The sequence below is a fragment of the Pristimantibacillus sp. Z349TD_6 genome (genome assembly GCF_056173205.1).
This window is the reverse complement of record NZ_CM149662.1, coordinates 7227151-7248016: the sequence shown is the minus strand read 5'-3', so window position 1 is coordinate 7248016 and position 20866 is coordinate 7227151. Positions and strand designations below refer to the sequence as shown.

The window sequence follows — 20866 nt, the reverse complement described above, 5'->3', positions numbered from 1 at the left end:
GGGCGCTATTTTTTTTTGTTCTTATAGTCCCTTTTAGCAATCTGTTATGGGATAATTTTGAAACTAATCATCTTCCAAATTCGTATTTAATAGGCGGTCAAAAACGAATTCGAATGGAGAAGATGCTGGTTTGAAACGACTATTTAGTATTAGAAAGCCTTCTTTATGGACCAAAACGATTGTTGCTGCTGCTTTATCAGTCAGCCTGCTGGCTCCAGCCGTCTATGCGGCTCCCGTGGAACCGAGTGCTGCGCCTGCTCCAAAAGCGTTAAATGCTGAAAATGCGACAACATTTTTAAACGATTTTTTTGCAACGGAACAAATCAAATCGCAATATGTAGGAGCTTCTATCGTTATTGTGAAGGATGGGAAAACGGTAGCGCAGCGAGGATATGGCTTTGCAGACCTGGAAACAAAAAAGCCGATTGACCCTGCTTCGAGTGTGTTTCGCATCGCGTCAGTGTCCAAGACCTTTACGGCAGCCGCGGTTATGCAGCTTGTAGAGCAGGGGAAGATCTCTCTTCAAGACGATTTCACCAAGTATGTGAAGAATTTGAAGTTCGACAACCCGTTCGGCAAGCCGGTTACGATTGAGCATTTACTTACGCATACGACGGGTTTTGAAATACGTGATCCGCAGCCAGAGGATATACATAGCGACTTCGAGAAAGTAGTTGAAATTGAAGACTATGTTCGGGGGCATATGCCTTCTGTTGTTCGGGAGCCAGGCAGCGCCTACATGTACGATAACTTTGCGTCGATGCTGCTTGGATTGATCGTACAAAAAGCCAGCGGTTTACCTTTTAACGATTACATGGAACAGAATATATTCAAGCCGCTGAAAATGGATTCAAGCCGTTTTTTACTTGATAAAAAACTTAAAGAAAATCTAGTTTCGGAATACGACGCTGCAAACGGCAAACATGAATTATACGCAGTTACTCCTACTGTAATGCCGCAAGGGGGAATGTTCTCTACTGCTGAGGACATAAGCAAGTTTATGATTGCTTTCCTGAATGGGGGTTCATCAGAATCCGGCAGCATTCTTAAGCAAGCAACGGTCGATCAGATGGAAACGTATCGCTCTTCGATTCATTCATTGCTGCCGAACACTACGTATGGATTTGAGGCACCGATTCAGCTTCCTGGGGCGGGAAGCAGTTCTTCCGTGATAGCCAAGTTTGGAGATATTGTGGGTACAAGCTCGCTTATGTTCCTCATTCCGGAACAAAAGACGGGAGTATTTATTACTTACAACAAAATAGGCCCTCTCCGTGATTTCTTCTATCAGGCGTTTATTCATTCGTTTTTCCCGGCGTATGCTGAACCTGCCAAGTTCGACGCATTCACGCCGAGTACGAGTGATTCATTAAATAAATTCACGGGCATTTATACTGACCTACGTCTTGCACAACTAAATACATCAATAGAAGCAGACGGCAAAGGCAGCTTGATGATTTCAGATGCTTTCCTTGGACCGCGTGTACTTAAACAAGTAGATAAAAATCTGTTTGTAGATAGCCTTACGGGTAAATTCACGGCATTTGCGATAGGATCAGGCGATGAAGTGCTTTACTTTAAGGAGCCGTATCTGAATCCGCTCGGCTATGGGATGAAACATAAAGCGCCAACCTTATTTGCTGATATTGCGAAAGACCATCCTTATGAGAAGGCAATTTATACGCTGAAAACATTAGGGCACTACTCCGATATTGAGGATGAGAAATTTAATGCTGAGCAATCAGTCACTCGGGGACAATTTGTTAAGCATCTTATGGAGATTAGCGGATTAAAAGGAAGTAGTACGGAAGAACTCGTATTTACGGATTTGGAAGGCCATTCAGCCGCTGCTTTTGTTCAGCAAGCGTATGAGCTGGGCCTGGTCAAAGGTACAACAACGAATCTGTTTGAGCCGGATCGCAACATTACTCGCCAAGAAGCGGCTGTTATGATGTGGCGCGTCTTCTCACAGCAGTATCCAGCAGAGTTGTTTGAGTCGGTTAAGCTCTCCGGTGAGACTGATAAATGGGCGCTGCCAGCTGTAAAGATGATCGTTAAGCTCGGCATCTATGGACCAGAGGTTCAAGAGCCAGAGAAAGGTGTTTTCAATTACGCTTCTAAAAAAGTTCTGAACCGCCAAGAGGAAGCTGCTATTTTATATTCTCTTCTTACACGTCCGTTAGATGTTATTGTTTCTGGATTCATGCAACAGAAGTAGCACTATTAGCGCGAAAAAAGAGGCCTCCCAATATGGGAGGCCTCTTGTGTTACTCGTTGCTCGGGAGGAAGAGATAGCTATAGTCTCTTTCCTGCGCGATTCATATGTTGCATATTTACGTTAAGTTAAACAGGCCTAAAGTTGAGCATTTGTCATATTCATCCGCAATAACTTCATCCAGTTGAATGTCCAGCAAATTACATAAAGCAGTCATATAAAACAAGTTGCGGCCAAGATCGGCCTTGAGCGCATCGCGGCAATGCTCGCATACGGCTCCAGTGAGATGACTTTGCAGCGTCGTTTTTGCATTTTCAAGATTTAGTTCGTCCGAGTATTGTTGTTTGCGGGCATTTAGTTCAATACATCCACAGTCTGTGACTGCTTTCGTGACTGCACGATTTACCGAAGCGCCTGACTGTCCAAATTTGGACATAACATCTAGCAAGCTGCGGTGCCGAAGCAACAATTCGGATACTTGCTGCTGAAATTGATCCAGTGTAGGAGCGCTCATCGGTTCCACCTCTTTCACCAACCTCTTATGTTTTCTTCCTAATATCCATTATAAGCCTCCTATCCCCCTTTTACAAAATGTGAATTATTAAAAATTATAAATGTTTTCAATTAATCCGTGCCCCCACGGTTAGCGATCCAATTATTGGAACATAATTATAGTGGAGGTGAACCATAATGGTTAGACGAATAATTCAAATATTGGGTATGTTGTTCGGTGGTATGGCAGGCGGTGAAGTATACGGATGGATAAATGGAGCGGCCGTATGGTCTGGCTCATCCTTCGGAATGCTACAGCGATCCGGCACTTATTACATGAATGTAGCAATTGGCGCGGTTTTTGGTGTAGTTGTAGCAACGATGGTTGCAGGGCAAGTCATTCGCTATATGCAGAAGGGGGCGGAGCAAACCGCAGCGCTTCCTATGCAGCAGCTGATTGCTGGAGCTGGCGGTCTTCTAGCAGGTTTATTGCTTACTGTTCTGATCTATCCCGCAGTATCGGGTCTAGATGGTATAGGAAGTCTCCTTCCTGCTGCTATGATGTTATGCTTTGGTTATTTGGGCATGCGAATTGGTCTGCATAAGCAGGAGGAGCTGGCAGAAGGTTTTGCAGCTCTGCTGGAGAAACGGAGAGTCGCGCCTGTAGATGAGGCGGGTGGTTACGAGGAGCATAAGATACTCGATACCAGCGTTATTATTGACGGCCGTATTGCAGACATCTGTAAAACTGGATTTATTGAAGGCACGTTAGTCATTCCTGAGTTTGTGCTTGAGGAGCTGCAGCATATTGCTGATTCATCTGATTTATTGAAGCGCAATAGGGGACGCCGCGGACTTGATATTTTGAACAAGATTCAGAAAGAGCTGGACGTAAAGGTCCTTATTTATGAAGGGGATTTTGAAGAAATCGGAGAAGTAGACAGCAAGCTGGTCAAGCTGGCTAAGGCGCTTCATGGTAAAGTTGTTACCAACGACTTCAACTTAAACAAAGTATGTGAGCTTCAAGGCGTGTCGGTGCTCAATATTAATGATTTGGCTAATGCTGTGAAGCCGGTTGTTCTACCTGGAGAAGAAATCATCGTACAAGTGATAAAAGACGGCAAAGAGCATGGACAAGGTGTCGCATATTTGGATGATGGCACGATGATCGTCGTTGAGGGCGGACGTGAATATATCGGAACAACGATGGAAGTGCTTGTAACGAGCGTGCTTCAAACCTCTGCGGGCCGAATGATATTTGCAAAGCCGAAGCTGTTGGAAAAAGCGCAGTAACAAGGTATGATAGTACTATTGTTATAGCGCAAACGGCTAACGTCGACAAAAGACGGCACAAGCTCGTTTCGCAGAGAAACGTAAGTTTATTTATAAAAAGCTAGGTTTATAAATACTTATGTTTTAACTCAGTGTGAGGCGGGTCGAGGCATGGGAGCAGATTGGGGAGTTATCATCGTAGCAGCCGGACGAGGCACGCGGATGGGAACGAAAGAAAGCAAGCAGTATTTGAAGCTGGCGGACAAGCCTATTCTTGTGCATACGCTAGAGCTGTTTCAATCGATGGATTTGGTAAAAGAAGTGGTTCTGGTCGTGGGCAGCGAGGACGTGGAGCGTTGCCGCAATTGGGCTTCCCTATATGGCATAACGAAGGTAACCGCTATTGTTGCCGGGGGGAAAGAACGACAGAACTCGGTATACTTAGGTCTACAGGAGCTGAAGAGCGACTGGGTGATGGTGCATGACGGTGTACGTCCGCTGGTATCGGCGAATGCCGTCCGTGCTTGCTGTTCGCAGGCTGAGCAGAGCGGTGCATCTGTGCTGGCTGTTCCAGTAAAGGATACGATTAAACAAGTCAATGAAGCGGGAGTTATCGTTTCTACTCCGGACCGCCGAAGCTTGTGGGCGATACAAACGCCGCAAGCTTTTCGACGTGTTCTACTGCAGGAGGCGCATGAGCGCGCACTTGCAGAAGAGTTCATTGGAACAGATGACGCAATGGTTGTAGAGCGCATGGGTGCAAGCGTTACTGTTGCAGAAGGCGAATATACGAATATTAAAATTACGACGCCTGAAGATTTGCCGTGGGCGGAATTTTTGCTTGCGAAGCGTCATGCCAATAGGGCAGAGGGGAATGGTGAGCAAGGATGATTCGAGTTGGAAATGGATTTGATGTGCATCAATTGGTAGAAGGCCGTCCATGCATTATTGGGGGAGTAACGATTCCATATGAGAAGGGACTTCTAGGTCATTCTGATGCGGATGTTCTGTTGCATGCAATAACGGATGCAATACTGGGCGCGCTTGGACTTGGCGATATCGGCAAACATTTTCCGGATACTGATGCCGCTTTTAAAGATGCCGACAGCTTAAAGCTGCTGGAGGAAGTATGGAAGCTTGTGCGTGAGCGCGGATATAAGCTTGGCAACATTGATTCCACGATTATTGCTCAAAAGCCCAAAATGCTGCCATATATTCCGCAAATGGCTGAAATTATAGCGAAGGCGCTTGAGGCTGATGTAACACAGGTGAATGTAAAAGCAACGACAACCGAGCAGCTTGGATTCACAGGACGCGGTGAAGGAATTGCAGCGCAATCCGTTGTCTGTCTGATCAAGGATGTGCTATGATCGGGAGTATTCATTAATCAGCATATGCTTGCGAGACTAGATTTTGCTTCGCAAAACTTTACCTGTATATGCTTACGAAGCCAGTTTGTGCTTCGCAAAACTTTTAGGAGGTTATTTATATGACTGCAGAAGTTCGTGTACGTTATGCCCCATCCCCAACGGGTCATTTACATATTGGTAATGCAAGAACGGCCTTATTCAATTATTTGTTCGCAAGAAACCAGGGCGGTAAATTTATTATTCGGATAGAAGATACGGATGTAAAGCGCAATGTTGAGGGCGGAGAAGAGAGCCAGCTTAAGTATTTGAAATGGCTGGGCATGGATTGGGATGAGAGTATCGACATTGGCGGCGGGTACGGACCTTACCGTCAGACTGAGCGTCTTGATATATACAACAAGTACTGGCAGGAATTGCTTGATCGTGGTCTTGCTTATCGCTGCTACTGCTCGGAAGAGGAGCTTGAGAAGGAGCGGGAAGATCAAACGGAGCGCGGCGAAACGCCTCGTTATTCCGGACGCCATCGCAATCTGACGGAAGAACAGCGCCAAGCTTTCGAAGCGGAAGGACGTGTTCCGAGTATTCGTTTCCGTGTACCGGAAAATCGGACCTATGCTTTTGATGATATCGTAAAAGGCTCAATCAGCTTTGATACAACAGAGATGGGCGATTTCGTCATCGTGAAGAAGGACGGTATCCCGACTTATAACTTCGCTGTAGTACTGGACGATTATTTGATGAAAATCAGTCACGTATTGCGTGGAGAAGACCATATCTCGAATACGCCGCGCCAGTTGATGATTTATGAAGCTTTTGGCTGGGAAGCTCCAAAATTCGGCCATATGACGCTAATCGTCAATGAGCAGCGCAAAAAACTAAGTAAACGAGATGAATCCATCATTCAGTTTATTTCGCAGTATGACGATCTCGGTTATTTGCCGGAAGCGATGTTTAACTTTATTACATTGCTTGGATGGTCGCCAGAGGGTGAGCAGGAAATGTTTACTCGCGAAGAATTGGTTAATGTGTTTAATCCTGAGCGTCTAAGCAAAAGCCCTGCCGTATTCGATACGCAGAAGCTTAGCTGGATGAACAATGAATATTTGAAAAAAGCGGACTTGAACCGTGTTGTTGATCTTTGCCTGCCACACCTGCAAAATGCGGGTCGAGTCGCTGCTGAACTTGATGCAGAAGGCAGAGCCTGGGTGACTGCATTAGTAGCGCTTCATCAGGACAAACTGCGTTCCGCCTCAGAAATCGTTCCAATGACAGAGCTATTTTTCCGTGATACGGTAGAGGATGAAAGCGAAGCGGTAGAGGTTCTTGCCGAAGAGCAAGTGCCAACTGTATTGCAGGCCTTCCTATCAAAAATCGAAGCGGGAGAAACAGCCTTTGAAGTGGATGGCATCAAAGAGATGATCAAAGCTGTACAGAAGGAAACTGGATTTAAAGGCAAGCAGCTGTTCATGCCGATTCGTGCAGCCCTTACTGGACAAACGCATGGTCCTGATTTGAATCAATCGCTAGCTTTGCTAGGCAAAGATAAGGTTGCTGATCGTCTGCGCGCGCGTTTGGCAGGATCTTTAGCTTAATTCTTGTAAATATGAGTATGCATAATGCCCTTGTCACATTTTTGGGTATTCGGTATACTATGACTAATAAATGAATGAATCAAACGGCCATGAACAGGAGAAGTACGTTTGCTTGTGGATTCGCAGAGAGGACAACCGTCATTCGAGTCGGAGTCGCATCACCATGTGACTATGAGGAAACGTAATGGGGCTGCAAGTTGTCTGGTCCGCCAAACGGAAATATGCACCTGGGAGCTTTGTTCCGAGCTGTGTCAGCAGGTAATGCGCAATGATGAGGATGGCGGCGACGCTTAATCGGCAATATTGGCATATATTTGTCTGGACAGGGTAGGCAGCAACGTATCGTCTGCGTTAAAGACCTTAAGGTGAATAAACTTCAGCGAGGACAGCTGTCGATTTATTCAAGCAGAGTGGAACCGCGAGATCACACGCCTCTGCAGCATATTATGCTGCAGAGGCTTTTCTTTTATTAGAAATTTATGAGCGTAGGAAAAAGGAGCATTGTTTATGTTTCGTCATTTTCGATCGGACATACTAGCTGTTTTTGAGAATGATCCGGCTGCTCGCAGTCGCTTCGAGGTTATTTTCACCTATTCAGGTGTGCACGCAATTTGGGCGCATCGCATTGCCCATCCCTTGTACCGTAGAGGTTGGTATACTACAGCGCGCTTGATCTCCCAGGTTAGCCGCTTTATGACCGGCATCGAAATTCATCCAGGTGCTCGTATCGGCGAGCGATTGTTTATCGATCATGGCATGGGTGTCGTCATTGGTGAAACCTGTGAGATCGGCGATGATGTCGTTATTTATCAGGGAGTAACTCTTGGCGGAACGGGTAAAGAAAAAGGGAAGCGTCACCCGACAATTGGCAATAATGTAGTTATTGGCTCAGGAGCGAAGGTGCTCGGCTCATTTCAAGTGGGCGAATTTTCTAACATAGGATCAAACGCGGTTGTACTCAGAGAGGTTCCTGCCAATTGTACGGTAGTTGGAAACCCGGGACGCGTGGTCAAAAGAAACGGCGAACGTGTAGGCGATCGACTTGATCATACGAAGCTGCCCGATCCAGTCATCGAAATGTTCCGTACGATGCAGAAGGAAATAGACGAATTAAAATCCGAGCTCGATAAGCTTCGGAATCCTGTAGCTGGAGGAGAAATACGAAAATGACAGTATCCATTTATAATACAGTATCGCGGCTAAAAGAGCCTTTTGTATCGCAAGAGCCAGGTAAGGTGAAAATGTACGTTTGCGGACCCACCGTTTATGACTACATTCATATTGGAAACGCTCGTCCGGTTATTTTCTTTGACGTTGTTCGTCGTTATTTGGAGGACGTAGGTAATGAAGTTCAATATGTGGTTAACTTTACAGATGTCGATGATAAGCTGATTCGTAAAGCAGAACAGCTTGGTACGACAGTCCCTGAAGTAGCGGAGACGTTTATTGCGGCATTTTATGCAGATATCGAATCGCTGGGTGTCCATAAGGCGACACTTAATCCAAGGGTTACGGAGCATATTCCGCAAATCGTTGCGTTTATTCAAGGTTTGATAGATAAAGGCTATGCTTATATGAGTGACGGAGACGTTTATTATCGTACGTCTGCATTCGCGGATTACGGCAAGCTCTCCCATCAGAATATTGAAGAGCTTCAATTCGGTATTCGAGTAGAAATTGGCGACCGCAAAGAGAATCAACAGGATTTTGTATTATGGAAAGGCGCTAAGCCGGGCGAAATCAAATGGGAAAGTCCTTTCGGCGACGGACGCCCAGGCTGGCATATCGAATGCTCGGCTATGGCTCGCGCATACCTTGGGGATACTCTTGATATCCATGGCGGCGGTCATGATTTGCAGTTTCCGCATCATGAATGCGAGGTTGCGCAATCTGAGGCGCTGACAGGCAAACCGCTGGCGAACTATTGGATGCATAACGGCTATATTCATATAAATAATGAGAAAATGTCCAAATCGCTTGGCAATGGCATTTCGGTGCATGAGCTGGTGAAGCGGGTTAAACCTCATGCGATTCGTTATTTTATGCTCTCTACACACTACCGCAGTCCACTCAACTTCAGTGATGACACGGTTGCGCAAGCTGAGAACAGCGTCGAGCGGATTGCAAACAGTGCAGCGAATCTAAAGCATAGGCTTTCATCGTTTGAAGGCAAGCTAAATGAGGCGGCAGGCAGTGGCAACGGACTTGTCCCTTCTGGCGACGAAGCGCTGGATGCAAGATTAAAAGTGATTCATGAACAATTCCATGCCAAAATGAGCGATGATTTCAACACCCCTGACGCGATTACAACGGTGTTTGATTTGGTAGCTGAGGCTAATCAATATTTGAATCGTGCAGACGCATCTGCTGAAGCGATTTATGCATTGCTTACATTGTTTGAGCGTATGGATGCTGTACTTGGCTTGCTGCCGCAGCAACAAGCGGACGCTGAACTGCTGGATGCGGATATCGAACAGCTTATAGTGGAGCGGACCGAAGCTCGCCAGTCCAAAAACTGGGCTAGAGCGGATGAAATTCGTGATTTGCTCATAGAGAAAAACATCGTCCTTGAGGATACACCGCAAGGTATCCGCTGGCGGCGTAAATGAGCGAGCATATCGATACGAACCGCTTACTCTTTTACCCGCCGTCCAAATCACCGCAGCTAATGAACCCGGTCGTTCTCGCTTATATGGGCGATGCTGTGTTTGAGCTTCTTGTAAGACAATATTTTATTTCACTCCCAAATCAGAAATCGCATCACCTTCACCGTGAGGCAACAAAATTTGTTTCTGCCAAAGGACAAAAGAAAACGTTGGATCTCTGGCAGCCGCATTTAACCGAGGAGGAGGCGGACATCGTCCGCCGAGGCCGCAATTCAAAATCGGGAGCGCCTCCCAAAAACGCTGATTTAGCTGATTATCGTCTAGCAACAGCGTTGGAGAGCTTGATTGGATTTCTTTATTATGAAGGCCGAATCGAAAGAATACATGAACTATTTGCCATTGCAATAAAGAAGCATGAGAATTAACAAGGCTCATGAAGCTATTTTGTAAATGAAAAAATAAAGGAGGGTTACCGATGACAGAAGAAACGATTCAAGATCAAGATGAAATGATAGCCGGTAAACATCCTGTGCTCGAAGCACTGCGTTCCGGACGAGAAATTAATAAAATATGGATTGCTGACGGTGCTCAAAAAACGTTGACGCAGCCCATTGTAGCGGAAGCCAAGAAATCCGGTATCATCGTACAGTTTGTCGACAAGCGGAAACTCGACAGCTTAGCTCCTGGAGTTACACATCAGGGAGTTGTCGCTCAGGCAGCGGCCTTCGCTTATGTGGATGTTGAGGACATTCTGGAACGAGCAAAACAACGGGACGAGGTTCCATTTATTTTGCTACTGGATGAAATCGAAGATCCTCATAATTTGGGCTCAATATTGCGGACAGCGGAATGCACGGGCGTGCATGGTGTTATCATTCCAAAACGTCGTGCAGCAGGGTTGACGGCTACGGTGCTTAAAACATCTGCAGGTGCTGCTGAGCATGTACCGGTTGCACGCGTTACTAATTTGGCGCAAACGATCGATAGGCTGAAGGAAGCGGGCGTATGGGTAGCGGGAACTGATGTAAGTGCAAAGCAGGATGTTTATAAAATGAAATTCGACATGCCGCTGGTTGTCGTTATAGGCAACGAGAGTAAAGGTATGGGAAGGCTTATTAAGGAGAAATGTGATTTTCTCGTTAAACTTCCTATGCTCGGTCAGTTGAACTCGCTAAATGCTTCCGTTGCAGCTGGTGTTCTTATGTATGAGGTCGTTCGGCAGCGCCGGAGCATTTAGGTTATGAACCGGCGCGACGATATTTTATTAGTCGACGGTTATAACATAATTGGCGCTTGGCCGGTACTCGAGAAGCTGAAGGAACATGATCTGGAAGAAGCGCGGGATAAATTGCTCGATTTAATGGCGGATTATCAAGGTTTTACAGGAATGAAAGTGTATGTTGTGTTCGATGCGCATCAGGTGCCTGGCTTAGGCGCTACTTACAGGCACCACAGGCTGACTATCGTTTACACAAAAGAGAAGGAAACAGCTGATGAATGCATCGAGCGTTTATGCTCGGAGCTGGTCCTCAGACGTCGAAATATATATGTAGCCACTTCGGATTTGGTCGAGCAGCATGTGGCATTCGGTAAAGGTGCGCTTCGTGTATCGGCACGGGAATTGCTTATTGATATAGGCCAGAATCGCAAAAATATCGAGCAGACACTCCGTGAGGAACAGCCGGGAAAACGGAATTCAGTAGACGGCAGAATTAGTTTAGAGGTTCGAAGCCAGCTGGAGAAACTTCGGCGCGGAGAGAAATAAAAGATTGGAAAAGCGATAATCTTCAAATAGATATAGAATGATTGACTCGGATCGTTCCACTAAGTTACAAAATTCCCAGTATATCTGTGGTTGTCGGGGCTCAGATTGGTTGACGGTGTAAGGTTACATAATGTATACTGACTCTATTATTAGCGATAAGAACGTGTTGATTTTGTTCAGTATACATTCTTATCTTTCGACGTGAAACGCTGTTGAGCTCAGACTTTGAGTGCAATCAGATAGGTTTGCGTGAATAAGAATCTAGCGGTGTACGCCTTGCAGGCCGGAGGGATAGTTCGTGAGTATCGACCTCAAAGAATGGAGTACGCTCGAGTATGACAGCAGTACGGACGAGGATATCGTCGAAGCGGTCCGCAATGGTGATAGCATAGCGTTGGAATATTTGATAAACAAGTATAAGAATTTTGTGAGAGCCAAAGCGCGCTCGTATTTTCTTATAGGTGCGGATCGTGAAGATATCGTGCAGGAGGGTATGATTGGTCTTTATAAGGCAATTCGAGATTTTAAAGGGGACAAGCTAGCAAGCTTCAAAGCCTTTGCTGAATTGTGTATAACCAGACAAATTATTACCGCCATCAAAACAGCCACGCGTCAGAAACACATTCCGCTAAATTCCTACGTTTCGCTAGATAAGCCCATTTATGATGAAGATTCGGATCGCACACTGCTGGATGTCATTTGTGGTACGCGAGTATCTGATCCAGAAGAATTAATTATTAATCAAGAAGAATTCATTGGCCTTGAAGATAAGATGTCCGAAATATTAAGCGACCTTGAACGCAAGGTGCTTATGCTTTATTTGGATGGAAGGTCCTATCAGGAAATTGCTGTTGATTTGGATAGACATGTGAAATCTATCGACAACGCTCTTCAAAGGGTGAAACGCAAGCTCGAACGTTACTTGGAAGTCAGAGACATTAGCGGCTAGCCGCATTTATACGTAAATCATTTTTACGAGGACTGTCTTCCATCTGGCGGTGTCTAGGTGGAATATACGGTCCTTTTAGTTTTAAATGGACAAAAGTAGACTATACTGGTAGATACGAGACCGATGGCGCTTTTGTTTCCAATCATTCACAGGCTTAACACTTATCTTTTACATTGACATCAAAATTGCTGTATGATAAAGTGTTTAGGTAGGCCTAAAATCGAGGTTTTATTTCGTTTTGGCGTTGGAATCAATGAACTTTCATATAGAGCTTCATGATTCGTATTTTGTAGCAGTTCGGGAGGTGTAATTCAATGCGGGTAATTATCACGTTGGCATGCACAAACTGCAAACAGAGAAACTATGCGAGCAGCAAGAACAAACGCAATCACCCCGACCGCATCGAGTTGAAGAAGTTTTGCAAGTTCTGTAACGAGCAGACTCCTCATCGCGAGACGAGATAGTCAATTGGAGGTGTGAACGTGGCATTTTTGGCTAAACTAAAGCAAAGCTTTGGTACAACGTTTAGTTTTTTTGCCGACAGCTGGGCGGAACTTAAGAAGGTTCGCTGGCCAAGCCGTAAAGAGTTGACAAGCTATTCGATCGTGGTTTTGCTCACGATTACGCTTGTGACTATTTATTTCTGGCTTCTTGACATCGGGATCTCGTCTCTGGTTGAACTCATTGTTTAAGAAGGGTCCAAAGGTGGATTTGTGATGGAAAAAAGATGGTACGTCGTGCATACCTACTCAGGTTATGAGAACAAGGTGAAAGCCAATTTGGAACGCCGTGTTGAATCAATGGGCATGGAAGATAAGATTTTCCGTGTGCTTGTTCCTATGGAAGAAGAAGTGGTAGAGAAGGATGGTAAGAAGAAGACTGTCCAACGTAAGGTCTACCCCGGCTATGTTCTTGTGGAAATGGTTCAAACCGACGATTCATGGTACGTTGTTCGAAATACACCAGGTGTAACTGGATTCGTAGGATCAACAGGTTCCGGTTCAAAACCGATTCCTCTATTGCCAGATGAGGTTGAGCAAATACTCAAACACATGGGCATGGAAGAACCAAAACCGAAAATCGAGTTCGATTTGAAAGAAACGGTTCGCGTCAAAGTGGGTCCTTTCGCAGATTTTGTTGGTACAGTAGAAGAAATTTTGCTGGACAAAGCGAAGTTGAAGGTTCATGTAAACATGTTTGGCAGGGAGACCCCGCTAGAGCTGGATTACACTCAAGTGGAAAAGATATAATATCTGGTTTCCGAACCCACTGGGTTAAACTAGTGGAGGTTTGGACGCGAAATAGCAATGCCCCCTTGCGGAGGCGGATGCTATTTACGCATGGAATAAAGGGTTAGGAGGTGTGTCAGGCATGGCAAAAAAGGTCATCAAGATGGTCAAATTGCAAGTTCCTGCAGGTAAAGCAAACCCAGCGCCGCCGATCGGTCCAGCACTTGGTCAAGCAGGCGTTAACATCATGGCGTTTTGTAAAGAGTTTAATGCTCGTACCGCAGATCAAGCAGGCTTGATTATTCCGGTTGTTATTACAGTATTTGAAGACCGTTCTTTCACTTTCGAAACAAAAACGCCGCCGGCAGCAGTATTGCTTCGCGTCGCAGCTGGTATCGAAAAAGGTTCAGGCGAACCGAACAAGAAAAAGGTCGCTACTGTAAAACGTGACAAAGTTCGCGAAATCGCTGAGCAAAAAATGCCGGATCTTAACGCAGCGTCTGTAGAATCAGCAATGCGTATGGTTGAAGGTACTGCTCGCAGCATGGGCGTAACTATTGTTGACTAATACCGCGAGGTAGCTTGCTTTGCGTTAGCTTCGGCTTTCGCGAGTGGGAGGATCATCCCTAGGAGGATTTTCCGCTACAACCACATGAGGAGGAAATTACAATGGCTAAACAAGGTAAAAAATATGTAGAAGCTGCTAAGCTATTTGATAGCGAAGCAACTTACGAGCCTCTAGAAGCGATTGAGCTTGTTAAGAAGGCTGCAACAGCTAAATTCGACGAGTCCGTTGAAGTAGCAGTTCGTTTGGGTGTAGACCCACGTAAACAAGACCAAGCTGTTCGTGGCGTAGTTGTACTACCACACGGCACTGGTAAAACTAAACGCGTTCTCGTTTTCGCAAAAGGCGAAAAAGTGAAAGAAGCGGAAGCTGCGGGCGCTGATTTTGTCGGCGATGCAGACATGATCAACAAAATCCAACAAGGCTGGTTCGAATTCGACGTTTGCGTAGCAACGCCGGACATGATGGCTGAAGTTGGTAAACTTGGACGTATCCTTGGTGGTAAAGGCTTGATGCCGAACCCTAAAGCTGGTACAGTAACGTTTGACGTTGCTAAAGCCGTTCAAGAAATCAAAGCCGGTAAGATTGAATACCGTCTTGATAAAGCAGGTCAAATCCATGCGCCAATCGGTAAAGTATCTTTCGATGCTGAGAAACTCAACGAGAACCTCAAATCATTGATCGATGCACTTAATCGTGCTAAACCGGCTGCGTCAAAAGGTGTTTACCTGAAAAACATTGCCGTTTCTTCAACAATGGGCCCTGGCGCTCGTGTTTCTACAGCGGCTTACCGCTAAGAAGAACGGAACTAAATTCGAATACGCATACCGTAGACAGTAGGTGCCTTAAGGCTTAATTTCCTACCGAGGTGTTATGATAAAACGTTTGTAAGCAACATTCGATCCTTTAGGGTTGATGCGCGATAACGACATCATGGCCTTCGCAGTGTCTGCGAAGGCCTTTCTCATGCATCGAGGCGTGGAAAGCCCGTCGTAATTAACGGAATGTATACTATTACGGGAGGTGTACAGTTTGGCTAACGCAAATATCATCCAAGAGAAACAAGAGGCAGTTGCCGTAATCGCGGCAAAAATTGCTAATAGCTCTAGCACAGTAGTAGCTGACTATCGTGGATTGAACGTTGCTCAAGTAACTGAACTTCGGAAACAACTTCGTGAAGCAGGAATTGAATTCCAAGTTCTTAAAAACTCGCTCGTTCGTCGCGCAACTGAAGGTACGGATTATGTAGAATTGAACAACATTCTTACAGGTCCTACAGCAATTGCATTCGGTAAAGAAGACGCTGTTGCTCCAGCTAAAATTTTGAACGATTTCGCTAAGAAAAACGATGCTTTGAAACTTAAAGGCGGCGTTGTTGAAGGTAAAGTCGTATCTCAAGAAGAAATTAAAGCTCTTGCGGAACTTCCGTCCCGCGACGGTTTGCTCTCTATGCTCCTCAGCGTATTGCAAGCTCCAGTGCGCAACTTCGCGCTTGCAGTTAAAGCAGTCGGCGAGAAACAAGAAGCACAAGCTTAATTTTTTTCAAGAGTCCCTTATAGTAATGAACCGACGCAAGTCGGCTGTAGGATAAACCAAAAAAATAAACCATATTCCCGGAGGTATAATCATGTCTAAAGAACAAATCTTAGAAGCGATTAAAGTTATGAACGTTCTTGAACTGAACGATCTTGTTAAAGCAATTGAAGAAGAATTCGGCGTAACTGCAGCAGCTCCAGTAGCAGCAGCAGGTGCTGGCGCAGCTGTAGAAGCTGAGCAAACTGAATTTGACGTTATCCTTAACGGCGCTGGCGCTTCAAAAATCAACGTAATCAAAGTTGTTCGCGAAATCACAGGTCTTGGCCTGAAAGAAGCGAAAGACTTGGTTGATAGCGCTCCTAAAGCAGTTAAAGAGAAAGTTGCTAAAGAAGAAGCAGAAGCTGTTGCAGCTAAGCTTACTGAAGCTGGCGCTTCCGTAGAAGTTAAGTAGTATTTCTTTCAATAAAATAAGCTGATCATGCGATTGAATGATGAATCGGCCGGCGAGCCCCTTGAAACGTCAGGTTTCAAGGGGTTCGTTGTATGTTGAAGGATAAGAATGTGCAAGTTTTTGGCTTGTCCATTCTTATCCTTCAACGAGAATCGAGTATTTTTTCGCTGAAACAAGGCGATATCAATATACTCGATGCAATATGGAATAGCGGGGAGTGATGAATAATGTCGAATCACTATTACTCACAGAGCCCAGATGTTAAGCATAATCGTCAAGTTCATGAAGCAATACTACGAGGCTTTTCTTTAAAGTTTATGACGGATGCCGGCGTATTCTCGAAATCAGGAGTTGATTACGGGAGTCAGGTGTTGATCGATGCTTTGGAGCTAAATGCAAATGCAAACATTCTTGATGTTGGCTGTGGTTATGGTCCTATTGGATTAACATCAGCAAAACTCGCTGAGCATGGGCAAGTAACGATGATTGATATAAATGAACGAGCGGTAGAGCTTTCGCGTGAGAACGCAAAGCTTAACCAGATATCTAATGTTACCGTTTTGCAAAGTGATCTATTTGAAGCAGTTAAGCAAATGAAGTTCGATGTCATCGTTACAAATCCGCCGATCAGGGCGGGGAAGTCAGTCGTTCATCGGATTTTTGAAGAGGGTTATGAATTGCTCGAACAAGGCGGCAGCATGTGGGTTGTCATACAGAAGAAGCAAGGGGCGCCTTCGGCGAAAGCTAAATTAGAGTCATTATTTGCAGATGTAGAAGAAGTAACGAAGGATAAAGGCTACCGTATTTTCAAAGCTGTAAAAGCTTAGAAAATTAGAGAAAAATATGTTTTGAAAATATGTTTGAAAACTGAATAATATTTATTGACTTGACATTTGCAATATGGTAAGATTATAAAATGTCAGCATTAAATTGGGCTCGATCTCTTTAGTTAACTAAAATGTCAAGTGTAAATTTAAAGCGCGGAATGCATAAGTTTTACACATTTGACGTATAATGTTTACGTTTTGGGCAAAATTATTTGATATGAGACTGTCACGGCCGCGCTGTGATTAGTTAACTGCCGGAACATGCTCTTTTTTCGAACCATTCGATAAGGGCTTTTCTTTATTTGACTATATAGGCGGCTGGTTCGTCTATAGTGACGCAGTGATTATCGATGCTGTGATACAGACATGAGGGGTGAGGTTAAGTTGGCAGGACAACTTGTTCAGTATGGTCGGCGCGCGCGCAGAAGCTACGCCAGGATCAACGAGGTGCTGGAAGTCCCGAACCTGATTGAAATCCAACAAAAATCGTATGAGAAGTTTTTGGACAGCGACCTAATTGAGTTGTTCCAAGATATTTCTCCGATTTCGGACTTTACGGGCAATCTATCGCTTGAGTTTATCGACTATAGCTTGGGCGAACCGAAATATTCGGTCGATGAATCAAAAGAGCGCGATGTGACGTATGCAGCTCCTTTACGCGTTAAGGTGCGACTTTTCAATAAGGAAACTGGCGAAGTAAAGGAACAAGAAGTTTTCATGGGTGATTTCCCGCTTATGACAGAGACGGGCACGTTTATTATTAACGGAGCCGAGCGTGTCATAGTCAGCCAATTGGTTCGATCCCCGAGTGTGTACTTCAGCACGAAGGTCGATAAGAACGGGAAGAAAAACTACACAGCTACTGTTATTCCTAACCGTGGCGCTTGGCTAGAGCTTGAAACGGATGCTAAAGATATCATCTACGTTCGTATTGACCGGACCCGGAAAATACCGGTAACGGTACTTTTGCGTTCGCTTGGATTCGGTACTGACGCTGAGATTCTTGAACTGCTAGGCCATGATGAGTACATTCGCAACACGCTAGACAAAGATAACACGGATTCGACTGAAAAAGCGCTTATTGAAATTTATGAGCGTCTTCGTCCAGGCGAGCCTCCGACTTTGGATAATGCGAAGAGCTTGCTAGTTGCTCGTTTCTTTGATCCAAAACGTTATGACTTGGCCAACGTAGGCCGTTACAAAATAAACAAAAAACTTCACATCAAGAACCGTTTGTTTAATCAACGTCTTGCGGAAAATCTAATTGATCCTGCGACTGGCGAAATTATTGCTGAGTCCGGACAAATGATTGACCGTCGTTTGCTTGATGAAATTCTCGAGAAGCTTGAGAAGGATGTTGGTTTCAAAACGTATCATGTTGCTAATGGCGTTCTTGATGCTGATAGTATTCCACTACAAACGATCAGCGTATTCTCACCATATGACGAAAGCAAAGTAATTAAAGTTATTGCGAATGGCATTATTGATAAATCCGTCAAGCATATCACGCCTGCGGACATCATTTCTTCCATTAACTACTTTATCAACTTGCTTCATGGCGTAGGCAGCACGGATGATATCGATCATCTGGGTAACCGTCGTCTGCGTTCTGTTGGCGAACTGCTTCAAAACCAATTCCGTATCGGTCTGTCTCGTATGGAGCGCGTTGTGCGTGAGAGAATGTCCATTCAAGACGCGAATGCAATTACGCCGCAAGCGTTAATTAACATTCGTCCGGTTATTGCATCTATAAAAGAGTTCTTCGGCTCCTCGCAGCTGTCCCAGTTTATGGACCAAACGAATCCGCTTGCTGAATTGACGCATAAGCGTCGTCTGTCAGCACTTGGACCCGGCGGTTTGACTCGGGAACGCGCGGGCTTTGAAGTTCGTGACGTCCATCACTCCCACTATGGGCGGATGTGTCCGATCGAGACGCCAGAGGGACCGAATATCGGTTTGATCAACTCCTTGTCTTCCTTTGCTCGTATTAACGAATATGGCTTCATTGAAGCACCATATCGTTGGGTAGATCCGAAGACTGGAATTGTTACTGAACAAATCGCATATCTGACTGCTGACGAGGAAGATAACTACGTAATCGCGCAAGCGAATGCGAAGCTGACTCCAGACGACAAGTTTGCAGAAGAGAATACGATCGTTCGTTACAATAAACAAGCCGACAACATTTTGACTATGCCTAGTGATCGCGTTGATTACATGGATGTATCGCCTAAACAGGTAGTATCTGTTGCGACAGCGTTAATTCCTTTCTTGGAAAACGATGACTCCAACCGTGCCCTCATGGGATCCAACATGCAACGTCAAGCGGTACCGCTTCTTATCCCTAGATCACCACTTGTTGGTACAGGTATGGAGCACAAGGCAGCGAAAGACTCAGGCGTTTGTATCGTAGCGAAGCATGACGGTATAATCGAACGTTCTTCCGCTAATGAAATCTGGCTTCGTCGCGTCGAGCAAATCGATGGCAAGCCGGTTACCGGTGACTTGGTAAAACATAAACTACACAAGTTTATGCGCTCTAACCAAGGAACGTGCATCAATCAACGCCCGCTTGTACGTAAAGGCGACGTTATTAAAAAAGGTGATATCCTTGCGGATGGTCCTTCCACTGAAAAAGGCGAATTGGCTCTTGGACGCAACGTCGTTGTTGCATTCATGACGTGGGAAGGCTACAACTATGAGGATGCGATCCTGCTAAGTGAAAAGCTAGTGAAAGAGGATGTTTATACATCCATTCACATCGAGGAATACGAGTCTGAGGCTCGTGATACGAAGCTTGGACCTGAAGAAATTACACGCGACATTCCGAATGTCGGTGAAGAAGCTCTTCGCAACCTGGATGAGCGCGGAATCATTCGTGTCGGAGCTGAAATCGGCGCTGGCGATATCCTAGTTGGTAAAGTAACGCCTAAGGGTGTAACAGAGCTAACTGCGGAAGAAAGATTGCTGCACGCTATCTTTGGTGAGAAGGCTCGTGAAGTACGTGATACATCGCTACGTGTGCCGCATGGTACAGACGGTATCGTTGTTGACGTTAAAGTATTTACGCGGGAGAATGGCGACGAATTGCCACCAGGCGTTAACCAGCTCGTTCGTGCTTATATTGCTCAAAAACGGAAAATTTCCGAAGGCGACAAAATGGCCGGACGTCATGGTAACAAAGGGGTAATCGCTCGTATCATGCCTGAAGAAGATATGCCTTTCCTACCGGATGGCACACCTGTAGAAGTTGTTCTTAACCCGCTCGGCGTACCGTCGCGGATGAACATCGGCCAGGCGCTTGAAGTTCACTTGGGTATGGCTTGTAAGCATCTCGGCATCCACGCTGCTACGCCAGTATTTGATGGCGCGCGCGAGAATGACGTTTTCGATACGATGGAAGAAGCAGGCATGCAGCGTAACGGTAAAACCGTATTGTATGACGGACGGACAGGCGAGAATTTCGAACGTGAAGTTACAGTTGGGGTCATGTACATGATCAAACTGGCGCACATGGTCGATGATAAAATCCATGCCCGTTCCACTGGTCCTTACTCACTCGTTACACAACAGCCGCTCGGTGGTAAAGCACAGTTCGGTGGACAACGTTTCGGGGAGATGGAGGTATGGGCGCTTGAGGCATATGGCGCTGCGTACACGCTTCAAGAAATATTGACTGTTAAATCCGATGACGTGGTTGGTCGTGTTAAAACGTACGAATCCATCGTTAAAGGCGAAAACGTACCAGAGCCAGGTGTTCCGGAATCGTTCAAAGTTTTGATCAAAGAGCTTCAAAGTTTGGGTATGGACGTTAAAATTCTATCCGAGAATGAAGAAGAGATCGAAATGAAGGAAATGGATGATGAAGACGAGGCAACAGGCGATAAGCTTAACCTCAATATAGAAGGTGCCGAAGTCGGCGCTGCTGAATAAACTAGTTGCTAGATTCCGTCAAATGGTCACGCGCCTATGACGGAATCTAGCTGATTAGATAGAC

Annotated in this window: 22 protein-coding genes and 1 other annotated feature; of the genes, 21 read left to right on the top strand and 1 reads right to left on the bottom strand. The window is 45.4% G+C overall.

Annotated features, from left to right (window positions below):
• Window positions 1-130: 130 nt before the first annotated feature.
• Entirely contained in the window at window positions 131-2218 is a 2088-nt protein-coding gene (locus AC0VYE_RS31490; protein WP_475444700.1) for a serine hydrolase, read from the top strand.
• 115 nt (window positions 2219-2333) lie between these two features.
• On the opposite strand, the gene AC0VYE_RS31485 is transcribed toward AC0VYE_RS31490, so the two are convergent.
• Window positions 2334-2729 (bottom strand): nucleoside triphosphate pyrophosphohydrolase family protein, encoded by a 396-nt coding sequence (locus tag AC0VYE_RS31485; protein ID WP_054025352.1) that lies wholly within the window; start codon window positions 2727-2729, stop codon window positions 2334-2336.
• 176 nt (window positions 2730-2905) lie between these two features.
• On the opposite strand from AC0VYE_RS31485, the gene AC0VYE_RS31480 reads away from it, so the two are divergent.
• From AC0VYE_RS31480 to rpoB, 20 genes are all read left to right on the top strand, one after another.
• On the top strand, window positions 2906-4000 hold the full coding sequence (locus tag AC0VYE_RS31480; RefSeq protein ID WP_076271450.1) for a PIN/TRAM domain-containing protein: 1095 nt from the start codon (window positions 2906-2908) through the stop codon (window positions 3998-4000).
• A gap of 150 nt (window positions 4001-4150) precedes the next feature.
• Window positions 4151-4870: a 2-C-methyl-D-erythritol 4-phosphate cytidylyltransferase gene (gene ispD, locus AC0VYE_RS31475; RefSeq protein WP_475444698.1), complete on the top strand. Its 720-nt coding sequence runs from the start codon at window positions 4151-4153 to the stop codon at window positions 4868-4870.
• Window positions 4867-5349 (top strand): 2-C-methyl-D-erythritol 2,4-cyclodiphosphate synthase, encoded by a 483-nt coding sequence (ispF, locus tag AC0VYE_RS31470; protein WP_441912730.1) that lies wholly within the window; start codon window positions 4867-4869, stop codon window positions 5347-5349. Before ispD ends, ispF begins: the two co-directional genes overlap by 4 nt.
• Window positions 5350-5468: 119 nt before the next feature.
• Window positions 5469-6941, top strand: a complete 1473-nt coding sequence (gltX, locus tag AC0VYE_RS31465) for a glutamate--tRNA ligase (protein WP_475444696.1) — start codon at window positions 5469-5471, stop codon at window positions 6939-6941.
• A 507-nt stretch (window positions 6942-7448) separates the two neighbouring features.
• Complete coding sequence (cysE, locus tag AC0VYE_RS31460) at window positions 7449-8111, top strand: serine O-acetyltransferase (RefSeq protein ID WP_076271445.1); 663 nt, start codon at window positions 7449-7451, stop codon at window positions 8109-8111.
• Window positions 8108-9550 carry a cysteine--tRNA ligase gene (gene cysS, locus AC0VYE_RS31455; RefSeq protein ID WP_441885595.1) on the top strand — a complete coding sequence of 481 codons (1443 nt, stop codon included), beginning with the start codon at window positions 8108-8110 and terminating at the stop codon, window positions 9548-9550. Before cysE ends, cysS begins: the two co-directional genes overlap by 4 nt.
• Window positions 9547-9972 (top strand): Mini-ribonuclease 3, encoded by a 426-nt coding sequence (locus tag AC0VYE_RS31450; protein WP_475444693.1) that lies wholly within the window; start codon window positions 9547-9549, stop codon window positions 9970-9972. The genes cysS and AC0VYE_RS31450 overlap by 4 nt, the downstream gene beginning before the upstream one ends.
• A gap of 50 nt (window positions 9973-10022) precedes the next feature.
• Window positions 10023-10784, top strand: a complete 762-nt coding sequence (gene rlmB / locus AC0VYE_RS31445) for a 23S rRNA (guanosine(2251)-2'-O)-methyltransferase RlmB (protein ID WP_076271442.1) — start codon at window positions 10023-10025, stop codon at window positions 10782-10784.
• A gap of 3 nt (window positions 10785-10787) precedes the next feature.
• On the top strand, window positions 10788-11312 hold the full coding sequence (locus AC0VYE_RS31440) for an NYN domain-containing protein (RefSeq protein WP_076271441.1): 525 nt from the start codon (window positions 10788-10790) through the stop codon (window positions 11310-11312).
• 298 nt (window positions 11313-11610) lie between these two features.
• A complete protein-coding gene (gene sigH / locus AC0VYE_RS31435) occupies window positions 11611-12261 on the top strand; it encodes an RNA polymerase sporulation sigma factor SigH (RefSeq protein ID WP_053373882.1) in 651 nt (216 codons plus the stop codon).
• Between the two features lie 314 nt (window positions 12262-12575).
• Complete coding sequence (gene rpmG, locus AC0VYE_RS31430; protein WP_015847242.1) at window positions 12576-12725, top strand: 50S ribosomal protein L33; 150 nt, start codon at window positions 12576-12578, stop codon at window positions 12723-12725.
• A gap of 18 nt (window positions 12726-12743) precedes the next feature.
• Window positions 12744-12953, top strand: coding sequence for a preprotein translocase subunit SecE (gene secE, locus AC0VYE_RS31425; RefSeq protein WP_053373883.1), 210 nt, complete (start codon window positions 12744-12746; stop codon window positions 12951-12953).
• 24 nt (window positions 12954-12977) lie between these two features.
• Entirely contained in the window at window positions 12978-13511 is a 534-nt protein-coding gene (nusG, locus tag AC0VYE_RS31420; protein ID WP_054025341.1) for a transcription termination/antitermination protein NusG, read from the top strand.
• 121 nt (window positions 13512-13632) lie between these two features.
• Window positions 13633-14058 carry a 50S ribosomal protein L11 gene (gene rplK / locus AC0VYE_RS31415; protein ID WP_054025340.1) on the top strand — a complete coding sequence of 142 codons (426 nt, stop codon included), beginning with the start codon at window positions 13633-13635 and terminating at the stop codon, window positions 14056-14058.
• Between the two features lie 101 nt (window positions 14059-14159).
• Window positions 14160-14852, top strand: coding sequence for a 50S ribosomal protein L1 (rplA, locus tag AC0VYE_RS31410; protein ID WP_076271440.1), 693 nt, complete (start codon window positions 14160-14162; stop codon window positions 14850-14852).
• Window positions 14853-14864: 12 nt separating this feature from the next.
• Window positions 14865-15030 (top strand) — a sequence feature (ribosomal protein L10 leader region).
• A 57-nt stretch (window positions 15031-15087) separates the two neighbouring features.
• A complete protein-coding gene (gene rplJ, locus AC0VYE_RS31405) occupies window positions 15088-15591 on the top strand; it encodes a 50S ribosomal protein L10 (RefSeq protein WP_054025338.1) in 504 nt (167 codons plus the stop codon).
• 91 nt (window positions 15592-15682) lie between these two features.
• Window positions 15683-16042 carry a 50S ribosomal protein L7/L12 gene (gene rplL / locus AC0VYE_RS31400; RefSeq protein ID WP_076271439.1) on the top strand — a complete coding sequence of 120 codons (360 nt, stop codon included), beginning with the start codon at window positions 15683-15685 and terminating at the stop codon, window positions 16040-16042.
• A 92-nt stretch (window positions 16043-16134) separates the two neighbouring features.
• Window positions 16135-16263 carry a hypothetical protein gene (locus tag AC0VYE_RS31395; protein ID WP_256711079.1) on the top strand — a complete coding sequence of 43 codons (129 nt, stop codon included), beginning with the start codon at window positions 16135-16137 and terminating at the stop codon, window positions 16261-16263.
• A gap of 6 nt (window positions 16264-16269) precedes the next feature.
• A complete protein-coding gene (locus AC0VYE_RS31390; protein ID WP_179089939.1) occupies window positions 16270-16869 on the top strand; it encodes a class I SAM-dependent methyltransferase in 600 nt (199 codons plus the stop codon).
• 384 nt (window positions 16870-17253) lie between these two features.
• Window positions 17254-20802: a DNA-directed RNA polymerase subunit beta gene (gene rpoB, locus AC0VYE_RS31385; protein ID WP_076271437.1), complete on the top strand. Its 3549-nt coding sequence runs from the start codon at window positions 17254-17256 to the stop codon at window positions 20800-20802.
• Window positions 20803-20866: the final 64 nt, after the last annotated feature.